Source organism: Sorangium sp. So ce1504 (assembly GCF_051521635.1).
GTDB lineage: Bacteria > Myxococcota_A > Polyangia > Polyangiales > Polyangiaceae > Sorangium > Sorangium cellulosum_B.
Map to the genome: position 1 here is coordinate 3,570,682 of NZ_CP150365.1, position 19,837 is coordinate 3,590,518.

The window sequence follows — 19,837 nt, forward strand, 5'->3', positions numbered from 1 at the left end:
CGACGACATACGCCCCGACTACCCGCGCGTGGGCCGGAGGCGCTTTCTGGTCGTTGTACGGCGCCCCGTACTCCCGTTTCCGTACGCCTTGCGATCGGCCTGAAGATTTGTCTCGCAGGCGCGGGCGGGCTATCGGGCCATGGGGGGCCGTCGGATCCGGGCTCACGCTGGCGTTCGCGCGCGCGCTGGCCCGACCGCGCTGGCGGCCTCCGCCGGTCATATGCGCGCTGGCGAGTGCGCCCGCTCCCCGCCCGGTCGCCGCAGGAACGGGGCGCCCTTCGGCTGCGTGCGGCAGGGCGCCGCCGGCCGCTTCGTGCCCGCCGTGGTCGAGCGGGCGGGTCGCTCTACCAGCGCCGTCCGGCGTGGGGTGTTCGCCGAGCGTGTGGCGCTCGCCGAGCGCGCCGCCTCGGTGACGTCGCTCGCCGTCGGTCGCGGCGGTCGTTGCTGCCTGCGCTCTGCGCGGGGCTCCTCGAGCAGCGCGCGCAGGGACGCGAGCGCGCGCGTGCGCCACTTGTACGCCGTCGACAGCGGGATCCCGTGTTGTTCGGCGACCGTCGCCATCGGCACGCCTTCGATGTCGTGCGCGATGAGGATCTGCTGCTCCTCGGCCTGCAGCGACCTGAGCCGCGAGAGGATGAGGGAGCGCGTCTGCTCTGCGTCGATCTGCTCCTCGGCGTTCGGGCGCTCGTCGGCGACGCGGCGCGGGGCGTGGCCGGAGGACAGCTCTTCGCGCCGGTGGTGCGCGCGGTCGCGGTAGTGGGCGGCCACGTGGACCGTGATCCTGTTGAGCCACCGCTCCGGTCGCGCGCGGAGCGGGTCGTACGATGGGAAGCTCTGGTATCCGGCGAGGAACACATCCTGGAGAATGTCTCGCCGATCGCGGCGTGGGACCCCGAGCCGCCTAAGCCAATTCCATACGGAGTCGTAGGTCTTCCCCCGAAAGAGCCGGACGAAGGCCCGCTGTCTATCCAGCGGCATCGACGGTGCGAGAGTGCGATGCGGTTGTCCCATGCTCGCTTAGTTAGGAGGAGCAGATCTCCCATCTCAAAAAAAAGCCACCGGCTCTGAAAATTGATCTTCTGTGCGCGCGCGATCCCCCGCAACTCACCCGCAAGCGCCGCGGACGGGAGAGCAGTAGTCGTCGGCGGTTGGGATGGGTCGTGTCCTGTACAGGAGAGCAGCACTGAAGTCGTGCCTTGCCATCCGAGCAGTGCTCTACAGCGGTTTCCGCCCACCTCAGCTACATGCCAAGTAGAGCGGCGGTCTCCCGCACAGGAGACGGGCCCAGATCGGCGTTTTCGGCGCGCAAGCGCACTCCGGTGCGCTGAGCACCGAAAACGTCGAGGTGGGCCCGTATCCGAAGCGGGTGACCGTCGCTCTAGAGCAGCGGGCGTGGCCCGGCGGCAGCCGTCCTGGCGCGGAGCGCGCGCAGCGCAGCGTTCCTCTCGGCGGTGAGGCGGCCAGCTGGGAACCTCATCCGGTGCTCGATCAGGCGGCGCTTCGCCTCCGCATAGTGACCGCGCGACAACGCCGTGATCGCGCCGTCGATGAGGGTGCGCTCCGCGGCGATCTCCTGATCGTTCGACGCCCCAGACGGTCCCGCGTGGGGCAAGGTAGCTCCGCCCGCCGTACGGGGCGCGCCCTTCTGCGCGCGCAGCGCCGCGCTGGTCGCTCGCGAGCTCCCGGCGCCCGCGATCCGGCCGCCCTGCGGAGCGTCCGCCGCTGCAGCTGCGCCGGGCGGCGGCGGCAGCGCGGCCGGGGACGGCGGCGGCAGCGCAGCCGGGGACGGCGGCGGCAGCGCAGCCGGGGAAGGCAGCGATAGCGTGGCCGGGGACGGCGGCGGCAGCGCGGGCGGGGGCGTCCGGATGACCGCCATGGCGAGCCCGGTTGCGGCGCGCGCTCCGGCGGCGGCCGGCGTCGAGGCGGCGCGCAGCGCGCCTAGCGTGAGCGCGATGACGGCGGCGGCGCTCGCAAGCGGGACTGCGATGCTCGCTGCGATATGGAGCGAGCCTGCCCGCGTCGGCGCGCTGCCCTCGATCGGGAGCTTGCATGACCACGGAGAGAACACCCGGCGAACGCTGCGGTACAGCCTCGTGAGCCACGTTGGCGCGCCCTCGCCTCCCGTGCGCGCCTCCTGGACGAGCGCGCCGGCGCTGAAGGGGATGAGCGCGAGCCCGCGGCCGCGCTGCCGCGCCTGCCAGCGACGCATCGCCGCCTCGATGTCGACCCAGGCGAGCCGGTGCCGGCTCCACGCGGTGCTCAGGGGGATCGACAGCTGCTGGGCGATCTCGGACATGTCGATTTCCTCGAGCTCATGGGCGACGAACACGCAGCGGCGCTCCATGGGCATCTCCTGGAGCAGCTTGTCGAGCACGCAGCGCCGGTCCCTCGCGATGGCGTGCTGCTCGGAGTCGGGGGTGACGTCAGGCAGCGCCGCGAGATCGTCGAACGGCCGGAGGCGCTCGTGGCGGCGGTGAGCCCGCCGGAAATGATTCGACGCCTGGTGGGTCGCGATGCCCATGAGCCACGACCGCACGGTGCCCCGGCTGGGATCGAACCGCGGCAGCGCACGGTAGGCGCCGGCGAGGACCTCCTGGGCGACGTCCTCGATGTCCTGCGCGCGAACCCCGAGGCGGGCGAGGTAGCGGGCGATGAACGAGAAGTGCTCGTCGGCGATCTCCGCCATGCGGGCGTGGGAAGGCTCTGCGGATGTGTTCTTGCGTGACTGTGACCCCATCTCTGTTCCCCCCTCGAGCGTGGCGACGGCGTCGTCGCGAAGCTTGTCAATGCGCTGCCTCGGCACCCCGAGGGAGGGCAGCGCGACGCGCGGGCGCCTCGCTCCGCGGATCGAGATTCACGTCCAGACGGAGGCCCACGAGCCCGCCGTAGGCGGGCGGGGTCCAGAGCACACCTTCCTGGCTCTCGACGCGGAACTCCGAGAGGCGCAGCACGATGTCGCCATAGAACTGGATGGCGAGCCGATCGGAGATCGGCATCTCGATGCCGGCGCGCGGCCCTGTGGCGAGCCAGAGCGACGAGGTGTCGATGATCCTGGCGTCGGTGCTGGAGGTGGTCACGACCCCGACCGACGCGACGGCACAAGCGAAGAGGTGACGGCGCTGCGAACACGGCATCACGTTCGCCGCCGCGAGCCAGGTCGAGATGCTCGTCGCCTCGTCGAGCTGAATCGTGACCGGCAATTGAACGTGGCCTTCCATGCCGAGGGTGAAGGATGGATAGCGGAGCGCGACATGGAGCGCCGTCCCGGCGGTCGTCTCCTGCAGGGTTCCGAACACCGCGGACCCCGCAAGGCCGATCCTGACGTCGGGCCACGCCCGCCGCGCGGGCGCGGCGGCAGCGGCGTCGGGCGGGGGCGGGGCAGGGGAGGGCGGCGGTGGGGGCGGGGCGGGGGGCACGTGGAGGCTCGGATCGAGCGCGACGCGGAGCGAGAGCGCCATGTTCATGACAAGCTCTTTGCAGTCGTCGTGATAGACGACCAGGTGCCGAGACCATGCGATGGACCCATCCGCGTCGTAGAGATCCATGGTGGCGTGTATCTCCCTCCCTGGACCGCGGAAGACAAGGGCCTTGGCCTGCGCGGCCGCCTCGGGCTCCACCGGGTCATAGCCGAGCTGCCTGGCCATCTCCTCGCGCAGGAGCGCCTCGCCCGGGCAGCGCTCGGCCCCTGGCGCGCGCCGGTACTCGAGCTGCACTGCGGCGCGGGGCGGCGCGGCGCCGGCGCGCCAGGGCCACAGCAGGGCCGCGGCCGCAGCGACGAGCCACCACGGCGCTCGGACGCTAGCTCCGCTCGCCCGAAGTCCGGCCAGGGATTGCCGACGCGCGGAGCTGGGTCGGTCCTGCGTTGCCGCGTCAGCCCCGGTGTCTCTTGCTGATGCTGCTGACATGGTGCTCATCGCGGCGTGGTGACCGCTTGTTCAGGCCAGGTGTCATCGGCCGCATTCCCGTCCAGGGAGCGGCCAGTGTGACTCGCTCAGAAGGCATCCACGGGGAGCACGAGCCCCACGCCGACCACGCCGGAGAGCGGAGGGACCCGCCATACCTCTCTGTTGTTGACCCAGAGGGACGGACGGCTGTGGTTCGTGTGCAGCTCGGCGAACCCGCGCAGGAACAGCTGCTCGGAGAAGCGCCAGTCGCCCGCGACCCGCAGGCCGACCGAGCTGACCCACGGCTGGCGCGCTTGAATGCTGACGCCGGGGTCGCTCGTGATCCGCAGCTCGCCGGCGTCGAAGACGGCGCACACCGACAGGACCCCGCGATGACCGCAGATGTCGAGCGTCGGCATCGCAAGGCTCGCATGGACCAAGACGCCGTCCGCGAAGGTGTCCGCCAGGGAGGTGAACATCCGCGCCTCGACGCCGATCGACAGGCTGGGCCAGCGGAACGCCGTGGCGAAAGAGGCCCCTCCGCCGAGCGCGGGCAGGAGGCCCACCGCGAGCAGCGGTGACGCGGAGATCTCGCCGCGGAACATGTGGTCGTCCTCCTGAGTCTCCCGTCCCGATTCAGACCGAGGCGTATCCGCGTGCACCGGGGTCGTCGCCATCAAGACAACGAGCACGGCGGCACAACCGGCGCGTCGCATCGGCGTCCCGGCTAGGGCGGGATCGGTGCGGTACGGAGCGGAGTGGACACCTCGACCCGATGCACGCCGCTGTCTCCCGTCCGGCCGCAACACCCCGCCATGTGGCCCCCCTCTTCACCGTCTCCGGCGCCCGTAGGACAGTGCACCTCTGCCGCGTGACGGAGGCCGGCTCGACGTCGCCGCTCCCACGTCGTGATCCTGTAGATACTGACTTTGGAGCGCACGTAAAGGCTTTTGTGTGCGCTCTCGAGCGCGCGGGTCGCATTGCGTTTTGGCTCGTCGATTTCTCCCTATCGAGAGATTTTTCCGTCATGCCCACGGATCCATCTACTTGGCGCCTTTGCCTGACATCGCAGGTTCTGGTCAAGCCCGACTGTGGTTCAGGAGAAGCCCGAATCGTGTGGCTCGGGCGGCGCTGCGCCGCCCTTCGCGGCGCGTCACCGTCACCCGTTCTCGCCTGGACGTGTTTGGCAGCAAAACGTGCTCGGACCGGTGAGGACGATCTCGCCTCGCAGCTCTCCGCCGCTCGGCTCGCAGCTTCCGGGCTGGTTGACCTGCCAGATAGCCCTCATGCTCTTGGGCGTTTCCCCGGGCTTGGCGGCGACGCACCCCGGGGCATGGCTCGAAGCGGTACCGGCGGTGATCAGCTCGCCGCACGCGCCGTCCCGGAAGGAAAGGAGCGCCAGGGAACACTCGCTGCCTGTCGGAGGACCGCACTCACACGGCGTGCAGTGGCGTTCGTCCCTCATGCCGTCGTAGAGGACGACGTCCTCCGGGTAATCTTCCGGGCAGGTCACCTCGCCCTCGCCGAGGTGCATGATGCACTGAGCGAAGCCGTGTTCCTGAACGGGCGGCACGCACGTCTTCGACGGAGAGGCGCACGTGCGTTTCTCGGGGATGCCTCCGCACGCAACGCCGGAGCGATACCACCGCAAGCTGAACTGTGGCACCGGGGGGGGCTCGATGCTGGCTTCGCAAGGCGTCACTCGGGTCGCGCCGAGGACGAGCGATTGCTGATCGTTCACCAGGGCGTCGCTGGGCACCACGCAGGTGCCGTTCAGCATGTCCCGGGGCTCATGCACCGACACCGGCGAGCCACCGCACTTCAACGAGGCGGCCGTCCTGAGATCGGCGGGCAAGGCGCAGGCTGGCTCGCCGCACCGACATGGGCTGCACGCGAAGGGGAAGTCAGCGGCCTCGTACCCCCTGTACACCCTGGTCGGGGCGCTGCCGGGGCAGTTCGGCTCGTCCACCGTTCTGCCGACCCAGAGCAGCGCCGGGCCATAGAAGCCCTCCGGAGCCGGCTCGACACACTGGTCGCCGCTGCACGTGTCGTCGCATGCCGAGATGCACGCGTCGCGGTCGGGCTGGTTTCTACACACTTTCGCGCATGTCCGACATTCCGCTATGCAATCCCAACGGTCGGGCCCGTAGGGCTCGCTTTTACATTGATCCACGCACGTCCCGCATTCCGCTAGACACGCGTCCTGGTTGGGCACGTTCTCACACTCGGTGTCGCATGTTTCGATAGTCTCTCTGGTGTAGAAGCAGCCTGGGAGGCACGCGGTGAACAGCAGCGCAAGCGCGAGAGAGGTAGTCTTCATAGACCTCCTGTCGGGAAGAGCTCGCAGCCCGCTTTACTACAGACGCGACCGTTTCAAGCGAAGATGGGCCGGGATACGCCCGGAATGACCCCTCTCGACGCATTGCGATCAGCGCCGAGAAATTCCAAGAGAACGCCAGCCGCGGCGATTTTTGTCAGCGCAGCCCGGGCTTGAGCGCAGCGAGGCACCTCGTGAAATGAAGACACGCTGGGCCACGTAAGCGCTCGGTGTCGGAGTGCACCCTCGACCCAACTCCTGGGTGACCGAGCGCGCTCCTGCGCAACCCTGCGCGACCGAGCGCAGGCCGCGGCGCTCAGGCGCGAGCCAAGGCGACCGGGCGCACCGCGTCGGAGGGGGTCGGTTGGGCTCGGATGCGCCCGCGCCCGATCGCAGGAAGGCGAGCCGCGTGTTCCCCAGGCGGCGTACTGGGCCGGGCTCAGACGCTTGAACCCTGCGTCACAAGCGTCACAAGCGTCACAAGCGTCGAAAGCGCTCGCGGGGCGTGCGCTTGCTGCGTTAGGCTCCGATCCTGATGAGTGGGGATCCACCCGATAGCGAGCGCGGGCTGCATCAGGCCGGGCTCCGTCCTCAGGAAGAGATGGGCTCGCGGGGGGCGGCGAGCGGCGCGCCGGTCCCCTCGGCGACCGTCTCGCTCTCCTCCGGGCGGCGCTACGAGATGGAGGTGACGTCGGCGGGCGATCGGCTCGTCGTCCGCGGAAGGACGGGTGAGATCGTCCTGCAGATGGAGATCACCGACGCCGGTCCGGTGCTGTCGTTCGCGGCGCCCGACGGCGAGCGCGCCGGTTCACGGCGAGGCGGCCGGGGGAGCGCCTCCTCCGCGCCGCCGCGGCGCGCGGCCTCGCCGCCGCAGTCTGTGATCGTCCCCACGTCGAGCGGAAAACGCCCCCCCTCGGAGGGCGAGGCCGACGAGACCGTCGAGGTGCCGCGGGCGCTGCCGCTGCCCTCGATCAAGCTCCCGCCGGAGGCCGAGCCGCTCGAGCTCGATGGCGGCAACGCGCGGTCGGGGGTCACCCTCCGTGGATCTCCCGGCGAGCTCGACGCGAGCGGCGCCGTGCCGGCCGCGCCGGCGCTGGCGACGCCGAGCGGTGCGGCCCCTGCGCCCGCCTCGCGGAGCGACCTTCCGGGCGCGCGGAGCGCGCTGCCCTCGCTCAGCCTTCAGCAGTACGCGGTCCTCTGCGCCGAGTCGTCGATCGGAGCGGCCTCGTCGTTCGACCAGGCGCTCCTGCGCCACGGCATCGCCGACCGCGACCTGTGGAAGGCCGTCGATCGCAGCTGGCAGGATCGGCTCGAGCGCGAGCCGATCCTCACGTTGCGCTGGATGGAGCTCACGACGCGCTACCGCGAGCACCTGACGCGTCGGTGAAGCTCGCGGCGTGATGCAGCGCGGATACCTGCTACAGCAGCGCCCCGCTCATGCCGGGCAAGCTCCCGGAATCTGGAAGGCGAGGCAGCGGAAGAAGAGGAAGAAGACGCCTGAACCTCTTTCCGTCATCTTCGTCTTTCTGTGAACATCCCAAGAAGTGGCGCTGGTCCCGGGAGAGCGCGCGAGCTACCGCAGCCAGCCGTCGGTGTCTGGAGTCTCAGTGCAGGGTCTTCTCGAAGCCATCAGGAAAGCCTGTCTTCCGGGCCTCTGGTCCCAGGGCGTCAAGCTCGCCCGTGAGGGCGCTGCCTTCGGACGGGAGGATCGCGGCGATTCCATCGTGGTCCGCGTCAAGGCGGCCGGGCAGCCCGTTGCACCCACCGTCACCCTCTACCCAGCGGACGCCGAGTGGACGTGCGACTGCGGTGGAAAAATCGACCCCTGCGCGCACGCTGTCGCGGCGACGCTGTCGCTCTCGCAACCGATCGCGCAGGGCCAGCCGGCGGCGCAGGGCCAGCCGGCGGCGCAGGGCCAACCGGCGGCGCAGGGCCAGCCGGCCGCGCAAGGCGGCGCGACCGCCGCGGCTGCGCCGCCGGCGCGGCTGCGGTACCGGCTCCGGCGCAAGGGGCTCGTGCTCGCGCTCGAGCGGATGATCGTGCACGCGAGCGGCGCCGAGGAGCCGCTCCGGGTCTCGCTCGCCAGCCTCGCTGGCCGCGCCGTGCGGGCTCCAGCGAGCCCGGAGCGGCCGGGGCCGAGGCTGCCCGAGCTCTACCCGACGCACGAGGACCTGGCCGTCGACCGCCTCGTCGGCACGAAGCAGCACGGCTACTTCCCCTCGGATCGCCAGCCCGAGCTCTTCGCGGCGCTGGCGGGCGTCGCGGACGTGGAGCTCGACGGCGCGCCCGTGCGCATCTCCAGCGAGGCGATCGGCCCTCGCGCGGCGGTGCGCGATCACGACGATGGCGCAGCGCTCGTCGTGGAGCGGGACCCGCGCGTCGACGAGGTGATCGCGTCGGGCGTCGTGCGGTGCGGCGGCACGCTGCACCTGCTCCGGGAGATTGACCTCACGGGGCCGAAGCTCGAGCGGCTGCCGCTCCGGCGGGTGTTCCCGCGGGGGGACCTCGGCAAGCTGGTGACCGACGTCCTGCCGGAGCTGACCAAGCGCGTCCCGGTCACGATCCAGAGCCAGCGCCTGCCCCGCGCGGGCGGCGCGTCCCGGCCGCGGATCCTCCTGGAGCTCAGCCAGAAGGAGCACACGCTCTCCGTCGTGCCCAGCCTCGTGTACGGCGACCCGCCCGAGGCGCGCATCGAGAACGGCCGGCTCGTGCACCTGTCCGGCGCCGTGCCCGTCCGCGACGAGCCCGCGGAGCGCATGTTGCTGATCCGGCTGCGCGACGAGCTCCACCTCATCCCGGGACGCCGGGTCGACTTCGACGGCGTCGAGGCGATCCGCTTCGCCTCGCGCCTCGAGTCGTGGGACGCCCGCGCCTTCGCCGACGCGCGCGGCGAGATCTTCGGCAAGGCCGCGCTCGTGCCGCGCTTCGTCATCCAGGACCGGGCCTTCGACGTCGAGTTCGAGCTCTCGGCGGGGAGCGACGACGGCGCGGGCGACGAGGGCGACGGCGCCGGCGCGCCCCCGAAGCGCGCGGACGCGACGGCCGTGATCCGCGCGTGGCAGGACGGCCTGCCGCTCGTGCCGCTCCTCGGCGGCGGGTGGGCGCCGCTGCCCTCGGCGTGGCTCGACAAGTACGGCGCGCGCGTCGCCGATCTGCTCGCGGCGCGGCGCGAAGACAAGGAGGTGCCGCCCGCGGCGCTCCCGGCGCTGGCCGCGCTGTGCGACGAGATCGAGTACCCGCGCCCGTCGGGCTTCGACAAGCTCATGCCGCTGCTCGACGGCTTCGCGTCGCTCCCGGAGGCGCCGCTGCCCTCCGACCTGACCGCGACGCTGCGCCCCTACCAGCGACGCGGCGTCGACTGGCTGTCGTTCCTGCGCGACGCCGGCCTCGGCGCGGTGCTCGCCGACGACATGGGGCTCGGCAAGACGCTGCAGACGCTCTGCTCGCTGCGCGGGCGGACGCTCGTCGTGTGTCCGCGCAGCGTCGTCCACAACTGGGCCGACGAGATCCGGCGCTTCCGCCCGGGCCTCCGGTTCGCGATCTACCACGGCACGCGGCGCGCGCTCGATCCTGCGGCCGACGTCACGCTGACGACCTACGCCGTGCTCCGCAACGACGCCGAGCTGCTCGCGGCGCAGGCCTGGGAGGCGGTGGTGCTCGACGAGGCGCAGGCGATCAAGAACCCCGACAGCCAGGCGGCGCGGGCGGCGTTCGCGCTCCGCGCCGAGCTGCGCGTGGCGCTGAGCGGCACGCCGGTCGAGAACCGGCTCGAGGAGCTCTGGAGCCTGCTCCACTTCACGAACCGCGGCCTCCTCGGCGGGCGGAGCGCCTTCCAGGAGCGCTACGGCCGGCCGATCGCCGAGGGCGTGCAGGGCGCCGCGGCCGAGCTGCGGCAGAAGATCCGCCCCTTCGTGCTGCGGCGGCTGAAGGGCGAGGTGGCGCCGGAGCTGCCGCCGCGGTCGGAGATGGTGCTCTACTGCGAGCTCGAGGAGGCAGAGCGCGAGCTCTACGACGCGGTGCGCGCGGCCACCCGCAAGGACGTGGTGGAGAAGCTCGCGGAGGGGGCGAGCGTCATGGCGGCGCTCGAGGCGCTGCTCCGCCTGCGCCAGGCGGCCTGCCATCCGGCGCTGATCCCGGGATCGAGCGCCGGCGGCGCGGCGCCGGCGGCGCGGACCGTGCCCTCCTCCAAGGTGACGCGGCTGATCGAGGCGCTCGAGGAGTGCGTCGCGGACGGCCACAAGGCGCTCGTGTTCTCGCAGTGGACCTCGCTGCTCGACCTCGTCGAGCCGCACCTCGGCGCGGCGGGGATCCCGTGGAGCCGCCTCGACGGCGGGACGCGCGACCGCGCCGGGGTGGTCAACGAGTTCCAGTCGCCGGGCGGCCCGCCGGTGATGCTCATCTCGCTCAAGGCGGGCGGCACCGGCCTGAACCTGACCGCGGCGGATCACGTCTTCCTGCTCGATCCCTGGTGGAACCCGGCGGTCGAAGATCAGGCGGCCGATCGGGCCCACCGTATCGGACAGCACCGGCCGGTGATGGTCCACCGGCTCGTCGCGAAGGACACGGTGGAGGAGGGGATCCTCGCGCTGCAGGAGCGGAAGCGCGCGATCGCGGGCGCCGCGCTGGGCGAGGCGGACAGGGCGGCCTCGCTGACGCGGGAGGATCTGCTCGCGCTGCTGGGGTAGCGCACATCGATCGCGGCCTTCCGCGCGGCGCTCCCCGTCGTGTCGCTCGCGGGCGGGCGCATCGCCGCGGACTCTGGTGGTGCACGCGTTGCGCGCGTTGAGCCGCCATGGGATGAGCGGGTGTGATGCGAACGTTCATCCTCCCCCTCGCCGCGCTGCTGGCGCCGCTCGCTGCGTGCACCGTCAACGGTCCGCGCGAGCCGGCGCCCGAGCCGTCATCACCCGTGGAGCCCCCGGCGCCGCTGTCCACCGCGGCGCCGGGCGCGCCCGCGCCGCAGGCTTCGGCCACGGTCACCGCGACGACCCAGGCGCCGGCCACGACAGCGCGGACCGCGCCCGGCGAGGAAGCGCTGTTCGGCACGTGGAGCTCCGCCGCGTGCGGTCTGCGCAAGTACGAGCGCCGGCTCTCCCTCGCGAAAGACGGCAGCTTCGTCGCCGAGGATCGCGTCTCTCCCTGCCCGCCGGGCGCGGTGTGCGTCTGGTCGGGCATCGTCCATCGCAAGGGGGCGTTCAAGCGCGCCGACAGGACGCTCCTGCTCTCGGTCTCCGAAGGGTCGCAGGGGCCGGGCGCTCACCCGTTCCCGACCACGCTCACCATCGATCCTTCGACGGGCGCCCTCGCCGAGACCGGAGAAGGCGGCGCTCCCTGCCCCTACGCGCCCGCCGGCCAGTAGCGTCCTCTGTGCGCGAACGCACCGCTCTCAGCACCCGCACGCCTTCTGGACCGCTCCAAGGAGGGCCTCGTAGCGGATCGGCTTCCTGAGCAAGGGTGTTCCGGGCGGCGGGGACGTGATCGACGCGGCCGACAGGACAACGACCGGGATGCCCGCGAACCGCGCATCGCGCCGCATCCGGTCGATCAACTCCACACCGTCCATGACGGGCATCAACAGGTCGACGAGCATCATATTCGGCCGCTCGCCGCGCTCGAGCAGCGCGAGCGCCTCCGCTCCGTTTCCAGCCGTCATGACGCTGTAAGCGCCGTCTTCCTCGAGCGCATCGCGAAGCGAGATCTGAATATCCTCGTTGTCCTCCACCAACAGGATGTGCTTCATCGTGTCAGCTTAAGGAGATTTGGTCTCGGTGTCATCGAGGTTCCCACGTTGTCGAGGCAACTCCACAGTAAAGGTCGAGCCGACGTCAGGTTCACTCGCGACGGACACCGTCCCACCCATGGCCCCGACGACCTGCCGCACGATCCACAGCCCGAGGCCGAGCCCGCCGTAATGCCGCTCCGAGACCGCGCGCTCGAACTGGTTGAAGATGATGGCCTGGTGCTCGGGCGCGATGCCGATGCCCTGGTCCGTGATCGTGAGCCACGCGCGGACATCGCTTGACCACACGGTGATCGTGATCGGACGCCCGCGGCCGTACTTGAGCGCATTGGTGAGGAGGTTGTTCACCACCTGGTCGAGGCGCCTGCGATCCCAGCCGCCCGTGGCGTCGGCGGCGAGCTGGAGCGACATCGAGTTCCTGGCGAGGTCGTATTTGTGCTGCTCGACCACCTCGCACACGACCTCCGCGAGGTCGACCTCCTGTATCTGAAGCTCGATCCGTCCAGCGGCGATGCGCGAGACGTCGAGCAGGTCGGAGACGAGCCGTTCCAGGCGGTCGATCTGCCGCTCCACGACCGATAGCTTGATGACCAGGCGCTCGGGCGTGAGGCGGTCTGCGCGCGCGGCGCGCGCCGCGCGCAGCACGCTCTCCACCTCGGCGCGCAGCGGCGTGATCGGTGTCTTGAGCTCATGGGCCGCGACGGCGAGGAAGATCTCTCGCGCCCTCACGGCCTCTCGCGCCTGCTGGAGCATCACCTCGCGCTCCTCGGCCGCGATCTTCTGCTCCTGGATGTCGGTGCAGGTGCCGAACCACTTCACGATCCGCCTGGCCGTGTCGTGCAGGGGCAACCCGCGCACGAGGAACCAGCGGTAGACCCCGTCGCTGCGCCGCATTCGGCACTCGATCTCGTAGGCGTCTCCGCTGGCGAAGCTCTCCTTCCAGCGCGCCACGACCCGATCCGCGTCCTCGGGGTGGATGGCGGCCGTCCAGGCCGCGCCGCTGGGCAGACGCTCGCCGACATACTCCGCGAAGCGCCGGTTGAAGTAGTCGAACTCCCCGTCCGGCGTCGCGGTCCATACGAGCTGGGGAATGGCCTCCGCGAGCGCCTCCCGCGTGTTCTCGTAGAGCGTCGAGAGCTGGCGGTTCAGCTCCTCCCTGCGGAGCTCGTCCTCGCGTGTGATACGCGCCGCGCCCGCCATCGCGACCACCTTGGGCAGCAGCGGAAAGAGCAGGATCGCGGTGCCGACGGAGGCGATCGCCGTGATGGCCCGGAGGGCCCCATCCAGCCAGTACAACGGCTGCCAGATGACCCACACATCCATGAAGTGCGTGAACCCACAGGCAACGATGAAGGTGCCGAACGCGAGGTACACCCGCTGGAAGGGGATGTCCCGGATGCGCCGGACCAGATGGGCGAGGGTCAGGGAGATCGAGAGATAGGCGAAGCCGATCGCCAGGTTGGTGATGACCTGCAGCCAGACCATGCCCGGCTGCCAGAAGTAGCAATGGCCATGGGGCATGAATTCCGTCGCGAACAGACTGTGTGGCGACTCGAGCATAAGATCCTCTGCTGGAGTTTCCGAGGGCTCAGGGTGATGTGAGGACGTAGTGTACAATCCTTGGCTGGCGAACAGGACGCGGCTCGCGCGACTCGTCCACGGGGCTCTGGGCGCGGCGCGGCGCGGCGCGGTGCAGAGCGGAGCGGAGCGGAGCGGCGCGCCGCGGTGCAGAGCGGGTAGAAGCGTGCCGGCAGGACCCGACGCGCCGCTGCGGTTCGCGCGCGGTCTCCCGCGTGCTATGCACGCACGCTTCGATGAGTCCCGACCGCGAAGCCGCCGGCGCAGGCCGGCCGTTCACTGCCGCCGATCTCGACGCTTGCCTCAAGGTGCTGGAGGCCGTGGCCCTCGATCGCGCGCAGCTCGCCGCCATCAGCTCCGAGGACCGCCGCCGGCTTCTCCTGGCCGCTGGCCGCGTCTCGCGCCCCGAGCGCGCCGAGCAGCGAGAGCTCGCCAGGGCGTTCCGCAAGCGCGACCGGCACGCGCAGAAGTCCGCCGACGCCGCCCTGCTCGATGCGGTCGGCATCCGCGTCGCCCGTCGAGAGCCGGTGTTCCGTACGCCGGACGCGCTCGCCCAGGCAGCGCCCCCGCTGTCGTGGGCCGACCCCGCCGAGGAGCCCGCGTCGCCGCCCGAGGCCACCGAGGAGCCCGGGCCGCCGGCCGAGCCGGGCGCGCCGGAGCTCGCGCGGCCGCGCAAGTGTTACGTCTGCAAGGTCGAGTTCCGCAAAGTCCACTTCTTCTACGACGCGATGTGCGCCGCGTGCGGCGACTTCAACTACCGCAAACGCAGCCAGACCGCGCCGCTCGACGGCCGCATCGCGCTCGTCACGGGCGCGCGCGTCAAGATCGGCTATCAGGCGGCGATCATGCTCCTCCGCGCCGGCGCGCGGGTCATCGTCACGACCCGCTTCCCGCACGACGCTGCTCGCCGCTTCTCGGCGGAGCGCGACTTCGACGCCTGGGGCTCACGGGTCGCGATCTACGGCCTCGATCTCCGACACACGCCGAGCGTCGAGCTCTTCACGCGCCACCTCCTCCACACGCTCGACCGGCTCGATTTCATCATCAACAACGCCTGTCAGACCGTGCGGCGACCGCCGGGCTTCTACGGCCACCTCATCGAGGGCGAGACCGCGCCCGTCCGCTCCCTCCCGCAGGGCGCTCAGCCCCCGCTCCGCGAGTACGACGCGCTCCGCGCGTGCGGCACGCTCCCCCTCGTCGCCGGCGCCGACCCCACCGCGGGCCTGCGCGAGCCCGCCTTGCTCTCCCAGATCCCGGCTCCGGGCGATGAGCGCCTCGACGAGCTGCTCTTCCCCCAGGGGCGCTACGACGCCGATCTCCAGCAGGTCGATCTCCGGACGCTGAACAGCTGGCGGCTCACCCTCGCCGAGGTCCCGACCGTCGAGATGCTCGAGGTGCAGCTCGTCAACGCGGTCGCCCCCTTCGTCCTGAACTCCCGGCTGAAGCCGCTCATGATGCGACGGCCCACGTTCGACAGGCACATCGTCAACGTCTCGGCGATGGAGGGGCAGTTCTACCGCCGCTACAAGACGGACAGGCACCCTCACACCAACATGGCGAAAGCCGCGCTCAACATGATGACGCGCACGTCCGCGCCCGATTATGTGAAGGACGGCATCTTCATGAACAGCGTCGATACCGGGTGGGTCACCGACGAGGACCCCGCGGCGCTCGCCGCGCGCAAGCTCGAGGAGCACGGCTTTCATCCGCCGCTCGATATCGTCGACGGCGCCGCCCGCATCTGCGACCCCATCTTCGCCGGGCTGCTCAGCGGCCAGCACGCGTACGGCCAGTTCTTCAAAGACTACATGCCGACCGACTGGTAGGCGCCGCCCGCGCCAGGGCGCGCTCCTACCCTCAACAACCGCCCGTGCAAGGCACCCGGCGACGAGCTGGTCGAGCTGGGCCCGCTCGCCCGATCGCGCGGTGCACCCGGTCTCTCACGCTGCCTGCCTGACGCGCCGTCTGCGCGCCTCCGACGTCCTGTTCAGGTCGCTTGACGCTGCGCATCCCTTTCTTGACAGTCGAGACAGCCCGCTGATAAGCGATAACTTAACACTTACCACCAGGAGGGAGCGCTCCGTATGGAGATCCTGATTCACAACCCGCTGACCCGCTTCCTCATCCAGGCGTTCTTGATCATTGCCTGCGCGAGGCTCGTGGGCCTGGTGGCCCGCCGGATGGAGCAGCCGATGGTCATCGCCGAGGTCACGGCGGGCATCCTGCTCGGCCCGTCGCTGTTCGGCTGGCTCTTCCCCGATGCGTCGGCGGTCCTGTTCGCAAACGATTCGCTGCCGCTCCTGAAGCTGGTGAGCGAGGTCGGCCTCATCGTCTTCATGTTCCTCATCGGGCTGGAGCTCGATCCGAAGCTCTTGCGCGGGCGGGGCCACGCCTCGGTCATCATCAGCCACACGAGCATCGTCGTGCCGTTCGCGCTGGGCGGGCTCCTCGCGCTCTACCTGTACCCCCGGCTCTCCGACAGCTCCGTCCCGTTCTCGTCGTTCACGCTGTTCATGGGTGTGGCCATGAGCATCACGGCGTTCCCGGTGCTCGCGCGCATCCTCACCGAGCGGCGCCTGCTGCGCACCAAGGTCGGCGCTCTCACCATCACGTGCGCCGCCGTCGACGACGTGACCGCCTGGTGCATCCTCGCGTTCGTCGTCTCGATCGCGCGCGCCACGGGGCTCGTGGGCGCTGTCTGGACCACCGTCTTCGCCGTCGCCTACATCGCCGGCATGCTGTTCCTTGTCCGCCCCTTCCTCGTCCGGCTCGGCGAGCGCGGCTCCAGCAAGGAAGGGCTCTCGCAGGACCTCGTCGCCGTCACGCTCCTCCTGCTCATCGTGTCGAGCTGGATGACCGAGATGATCGGCATCCACCCGCTGTTCGGGGCCTTCATGCTCGGCGCGATCATGCCGAAGGGCACCGGCTTCGCGCAGAGCCTCGCCGAGAAGCTCGAGGACTTCGCGGTGGTCTTCCTGCTCCCGCTGTTCTTCGCCTACAGCGGCCTGCGCACGCACATCGGGCTGCTCAACTCGGCCGACGGCTGGATGATGTGCGGCCTCATCATCCTGATCGCCTGCGTCGGCAAGTTCGGCGGCAGCGCCGTGGCCGCCCGCTTCACCGGCCAGAGCTGGCGGGAGGCCAGCGCCGTCGGCATCCTTATGAACACCCGCGGCCTGATGGAGCTCATCGTCCTGAACCTCGGCTTCGATCTGGGCATCATCTCGCCCAAGCTGTTCACGATGATGGTGCTCATGGCGCTGGTCACGACCTTCATGACCTCGCCGCTCCTGCGCTGGATCTACCCGCCGGAGGAGCTCGCCAAGGAGCTCGCCGACGTGCCGGAGCGGACGCCTCTGCCCACGGCAGCAGAGGTGTTCACCGTGCTCATGTGCGTCTCCTACGAGCGCTCCGGCCCCGGCATGGTGACGCTCGCGAGCGCCCTCGCCGGCACGGGCCCCGAGGCGAGGCGCCTCTACGCCCTGCGCCTCATCCCGCCGACCGATCGTGGCTCGTTCTACCTCGAGCAAGGGCTCGAGCGGCAGGGGACGGCCGCGCTCGCGCCGCTCCTGTCGCGGGCCAAGGAGCTGGGCGCCGAGGTCCGGCAGCTCTCCTTCGTCTCGCCCAAGCCGAGCCACGACATCTGCAACGTCGCCGACGTGAAGCAGGCCGACCTCGTGCTGGTCGGCTGGCACAAGCCCATCCTCAGCCAGACCGTGCTCGGCGGCACCGTCTACGAGGTCATGCGCGGCGCCCACACCGACGTCGGTGTGCTCATCGATCGCGGGCTCGCCGCGGTCCGCAAGCTGCTCGTGCCGTTCCACGGCACGTTGCACGACAAGGCGGCGCTCTCGCTCGCCCGCCGGCTCGCGCAGCAGGTCGGCGCCGACGTCACCATCCTCCACGTGGTCAAGCCGAAGCGCAGGTCCGACGACACGCTCGGCGCGCAGCAGACGGTCGACGAGGTGTTCGAGGGCGAGGAGGGCGGCGCGCTGCAGAAGTCCAAGGTGCTTCTCAAGGTGGTGGAGCACGACTCCCCCGCGGACGCGGCCCTCGAGGAGGCGAAGCGCGGCTACGATCTCGTCCTCGTCGGCGTCGGTCCCGAGTGGGGCCTCGCGCAGCGCCGGTTCGGCATCCGCGCCGAGCACATCATCCAGGGGTGCCCGACCTCGCTGCTCGTCGTGCGCCACTACGAGCCCGCCGCCGTGTCCGCCCCCGCCGCGGCGCCCGTCCCGAAAGTCCTCCCGACCGCCCTCGCGGTCGAGCCCGATCGCTCCTGAGGCCCCATGCCAGCGATGTCCGACGCTGACGGCGCCGCGCGCGCCCGCGCGGTCGCCGCGTTCGGGGCCGCGCTGCGGCTCCTCCGCGTCGAGGCGGGCCTGAGCCTGCGCGCGCTCGCGCACCGCATCGGCGTCTCCAGCGCCTACCTGAGCCGCGTCGAGCATGGGCACGACGCCATCCCCACGCCCGACCGGCTCACGGCGATCGCGGGCGCGCTCGAGCTCCCGCCGGCGGTGCTCCTGGAGCTAGGCCATCAGGTCGAGCCGCTCGTCTCGCGCTACCTCGAGCGCGTTCCGTCGGCGAAGGCGCTCTGCGCGGAGCTCGCGCGGCGCAACCTCAGCGCCCCCCAGCTCGCGCGCGTCAAGGCGTTCATCGACGCCGAGTTCCCGGCGAACGCGGCCTTCGGGGGGGCGCCCGCGCGGCGGCTCAGCGGCCTGCTCACGCCAGAGCGGGTCGTGCTCCACCTCTCGTGCGCGGACATCGAGGACGTCATCGACGTCGCGGCGTCCCGGCTCGCGCCCCCCGGCGGCCCGATTTCGGCGAGCGCGCTCGCCCAGGAGATCCTGCGGCGCGAGCTCGAGTCGCCCACGGCGCTCGGCAACGGCGTCGCGGTCCCGCACGCGATCGTCCCCGGCGCGTGCCAGGCGGCCGTGCTCGCGACCCTGGCCGAGCCGCTCGCGGTGCCGACGCCGGGCGGCGCCCCGCTCCGGCTGTTCGTCGTCCTCATCTGCGGCGAGGGGGGCCGCGCGCACCTCGAGCTGCTCGCCCAGGCAGCCAGGCTCGCCAGCCTCGGCGCCGCCGACGCGCTGTGCGCAGCCCACGACCCCGCGCAGCTCATCGACCAGCTCTCGCAGATCGAAGCGGGCTGCGGCTGATCGCCGCGGGGGGCCGCGGGGCCCCCGTCACTCGACGCGGACGAGGCGCTGCACCACGGACGAGCCGCCGCGCGCGTCGCGCAGGACCGCGGTGATCGTGGCGACGCCCGGCTCGGCAGGTGGGATCCACGTCACGGCGTGATCGCCGATGTACCCCTCGTTCGCGTCGCTCACGAGCTTGATGCCCCCGTCGAGATCGCCCAGATCGGCGAAGTAATCGACCCAGACGATCTCCTTCAGCGCCTGCTGCTGCGCGCTGGGATCGTCCTCCGCTACCTCGGGATCGACGATCGCCTCGAGCTCGTAGGCCGTGCACTCGACGAACGGATCCTCCGCGCTGCAGCCGGCCTCGCGCCGCGCCTCCGCGCTCACGTGGCAGCGCTGGACGGTGGGGATGTCGGCGAAGTCCTCCGGCAGGGGCTCGCCGTCGAGCGTGAGCCCCTGCACCTCCGGGTTCGCGTTCTCGCGACCCCCCTCGAAGGCGTAGATCTGCGTGTAGCCGGGCACGAAGCTGTCCGGGCCGAGCCGGCGCCCACCGCTGAAGCAGGCGGCGGGGAACGTCCCGGCGCGGCCGGTGCCCTGGTCCTCCACGAGACCGAGCTCCCCGGTGCAGGCGACGAAGAAGACGAACGCGCTCCCGAAGGCCGGACCCCCGGTGGCGGGCGGCCTGCGGCCGGCGAGGATGTCGTCGCTGATCGTGATCGTGTACGTGTCCCCGAAGCCGGGGCGCACGCCGTTGAGGTCGGGCAGCGGGACCGTCGGGTCGCCTCGCTCCACCCACGCCTCGATCTCGGAGGCGATGCCCTCGAGCTGCGCGTAGCAGCCGTAGTAGTCGTCCCCGACGGGGTTCTCGCACCCGCCGAACCAGTAGACCGAGACAGGGCGCGACCCGTCCTCGGGGCCGCCCAGCCCGTCCTGGTAGTGGATCCGGAAGGTGACCTGGTCGCCGGGGTTGGCGTACGGCTTGTCGGCGACCACCGCGAGGACGCGGAGCCCGCCCACGAGGCTCGGCGGATCGAAGCCCGCGACGCAGCCCGAGGCGATCGCCGGCGACGCGATCGCCGCGAGCGCGAGCGTCCCCAGCACCGCGCGCCGCCACCGGCGCCCGCGGCCCGCGCCGTCGCGCTTCGCCGCGCCGTTCATCGCCTGCGCCCCGCGCATC

General features: G+C 71.2%; 14 protein-coding genes. 6 read left to right on the forward strand and 8 right to left on the reverse strand.

Annotation, left to right across the window (positions count from 1 at the left end; all coding sequences use genetic code 11):
- Positions 1-216: 216 nt before the first annotated feature.
- The 5 genes from WMF39_RS13635 to WMF39_RS13655 form a co-directional block, all read right to left on the reverse strand.
- Positions 217-1,011 carry an RNA polymerase sigma factor gene (locus WMF39_RS13635; RefSeq protein WP_437745947.1) on the reverse strand — a complete coding sequence of 265 codons (795 nt, stop codon included), beginning with the start codon at positions 1,009-1,011 and terminating at the stop codon, positions 217-219.
- Positions 1,012-1,378: 367 nt separating this feature from the next.
- Entirely contained in the window at positions 1,379-2,686 is a 1,308-nt protein-coding gene (locus tag WMF39_RS13640) for an RNA polymerase sigma factor (RefSeq protein WP_437745948.1), read from the reverse strand.
- A gap of 97 nt (positions 2,687-2,783) precedes the next feature.
- Positions 2,784-3,713, reverse strand: coding sequence for a hypothetical protein (locus WMF39_RS13645; RefSeq protein WP_437745949.1), 930 nt, complete (start codon positions 3,711-3,713; stop codon positions 2,784-2,786).
- A 278-nt stretch (positions 3,714-3,991) separates the two neighbouring features.
- Positions 3,992-4,489: a hypothetical protein gene (locus tag WMF39_RS13650; RefSeq protein ID WP_437552330.1), complete on the reverse strand. Its 498-nt coding sequence runs from the start codon at positions 4,487-4,489 to the stop codon at positions 3,992-3,994.
- A gap of 554 nt (positions 4,490-5,043) precedes the next feature.
- A complete protein-coding gene (locus WMF39_RS13655; RefSeq protein WP_437745950.1) occupies positions 5,044-6,204 on the reverse strand; it encodes a hypothetical protein in 1,161 nt (386 codons plus the stop codon).
- Positions 6,205-6,802: 598 nt separating this feature from the next.
- On the opposite strand from WMF39_RS13655, the gene WMF39_RS13660 reads away from it, so the two are divergent.
- The 3 genes from WMF39_RS13660 to WMF39_RS13670 all read left to right on the forward strand — a co-directional run bounded on the left by WMF39_RS13660 (position 6,803) and on the right by WMF39_RS13670 (position 11,560).
- A complete protein-coding gene (locus WMF39_RS13660) occupies positions 6,803-7,588 on the forward strand; it encodes a hypothetical protein (protein WP_437745951.1) in 786 nt (261 codons plus the stop codon).
- Between the two features lie 220 nt (positions 7,589-7,808).
- Positions 7,809-10,886 carry an SNF2-related protein gene (locus tag WMF39_RS13665; RefSeq protein WP_437745952.1) on the forward strand — a complete coding sequence of 1,026 codons (3,078 nt, stop codon included), beginning with the start codon at positions 7,809-7,811 and terminating at the stop codon, positions 10,884-10,886.
- Between the two features lie 125 nt (positions 10,887-11,011).
- Positions 11,012-11,560, forward strand: a complete 549-nt coding sequence (locus tag WMF39_RS13670; protein WP_437745953.1) for a hypothetical protein — start codon at positions 11,012-11,014, stop codon at positions 11,558-11,560.
- A 27-nt stretch (positions 11,561-11,587) separates the two neighbouring features.
- Here WMF39_RS13670 and WMF39_RS13675 read toward each other — a convergent pair whose 3' ends face one another.
- Together WMF39_RS13675 and WMF39_RS13680 are read right to left on the reverse strand one after the other, a co-directional pair.
- Positions 11,588-11,941: a response regulator gene (locus WMF39_RS13675; RefSeq protein ID WP_012235137.1), complete on the reverse strand. Its 354-nt coding sequence runs from the start codon at positions 11,939-11,941 to the stop codon at positions 11,588-11,590.
- Positions 11,942-11,950: 9 nt separating this feature from the next.
- On the reverse strand, positions 11,951-13,462 hold the full coding sequence (locus WMF39_RS13680) for a PAS domain-containing sensor histidine kinase (protein ID WP_437745954.1): 1,512 nt from the start codon (positions 13,460-13,462) through the stop codon (positions 11,951-11,953).
- 293 nt (positions 13,463-13,755) lie between these two features.
- Between WMF39_RS13680 and WMF39_RS13685 the strand changes: the two genes are divergently transcribed.
- The 3 genes from WMF39_RS13685 to WMF39_RS13695 all read left to right on the forward strand — a co-directional run bounded on the left by WMF39_RS13685 (position 13,756) and on the right by WMF39_RS13695 (position 18,675).
- The gene (locus WMF39_RS13685; protein ID WP_437745955.1) at positions 13,756-15,345 is read left to right on the forward strand and encodes an SDR family NAD(P)-dependent oxidoreductase; all 1,590 of its coding nucleotides are present in this window, start codon (positions 13,756-13,758) and stop codon (positions 15,343-15,345) included.
- A 258-nt stretch (positions 15,346-15,603) separates the two neighbouring features.
- Positions 15,604-17,799, forward strand: a complete 2,196-nt coding sequence (locus WMF39_RS13690; RefSeq protein ID WP_437745956.1) for a cation:proton antiporter domain-containing protein — start codon at positions 15,604-15,606, stop codon at positions 17,797-17,799.
- Positions 17,800-17,805: 6 nt separating this feature from the next.
- A complete protein-coding gene (locus tag WMF39_RS13695; RefSeq protein WP_437745957.1) occupies positions 17,806-18,675 on the forward strand; it encodes a PTS sugar transporter subunit IIA in 870 nt (289 codons plus the stop codon).
- 27 nt (positions 18,676-18,702) lie between these two features.
- Here WMF39_RS13695 and WMF39_RS13700 read toward each other — a convergent pair whose 3' ends face one another.
- Positions 18,703-19,836 (reverse strand): hypothetical protein, encoded by a 1,134-nt coding sequence (locus WMF39_RS13700; RefSeq protein WP_437745958.1) that lies wholly within the window; start codon positions 19,834-19,836, stop codon positions 18,703-18,705.
- Position 19,837 lies beyond the last annotated feature (1 nt).

Bases quoted from the DNA above. Each gene is read 5' to 3' on its own strand.
- WMF39_RS13635 (WP_437745947.1), bottom strand. From the start codon at position 1,011: ATGGGACAACCGCATCGCACTCTCGCACCGTCGATGCCGCTGGATAGA.
- WMF39_RS13640 (WP_437745948.1), bottom strand. From the start codon at position 2,686: ATGGCGGAGATCGCCGACGAGCACTTCTCGTTCATCGCCCGCTACCTC.
- WMF39_RS13650 (WP_437552330.1), bottom strand. From the start codon at position 4,489: ATGTTCCGCGGCGAGATCTCCGCGTCACCGCTGCTCGCGGTGGGCCTC.
- WMF39_RS13655 (WP_437745950.1), bottom strand. From the start codon at position 6,204: ATGAAGACTACCTCTCTCGCGCTTGCGCTGCTGTTCACCGCGTGCCTC.
- WMF39_RS13660 (WP_437745951.1), top strand. From the start codon at position 6,803: ATGGGCTCGCGGGGGGCGGCGAGCGGCGCGCCGGTCCCCTCGGCGACC.
- WMF39_RS13670 (WP_437745953.1), top strand. From the start codon at position 11,012: ATGCGAACGTTCATCCTCCCCCTCGCCGCGCTGCTGGCGCCGCTCGCT.
- WMF39_RS13675 (WP_012235137.1), bottom strand. From the start codon at position 11,941: ATGAAGCACATCCTGTTGGTGGAGGACAACGAGGATATTCAGATCTCG.
- WMF39_RS13680 (WP_437745954.1), bottom strand. From the start codon at position 13,462: ATGCCCCATGGCCATTGCTACTTCTGGCAGCCGGGCATGGTCTGGCTG.
- WMF39_RS13685 (WP_437745955.1), top strand. From the start codon at position 13,756: ATGAGTCCCGACCGCGAAGCCGCCGGCGCAGGCCGGCCGTTCACTGCC.
- WMF39_RS13690 (WP_437745956.1), top strand. From the start codon at position 15,604: ATGGAGATCCTGATTCACAACCCGCTGACCCGCTTCCTCATCCAGGCG.
- WMF39_RS13695 (WP_437745957.1), top strand. From the start codon at position 17,806: ATGCCAGCGATGTCCGACGCTGACGGCGCCGCGCGCGCCCGCGCGGTC.
- WMF39_RS13700 (WP_437745958.1), bottom strand. From the start codon at position 19,836: ATGCGCGGGGCGCAGGCGATGAACGGCGCGGCGAAGCGCGACGGCGCG.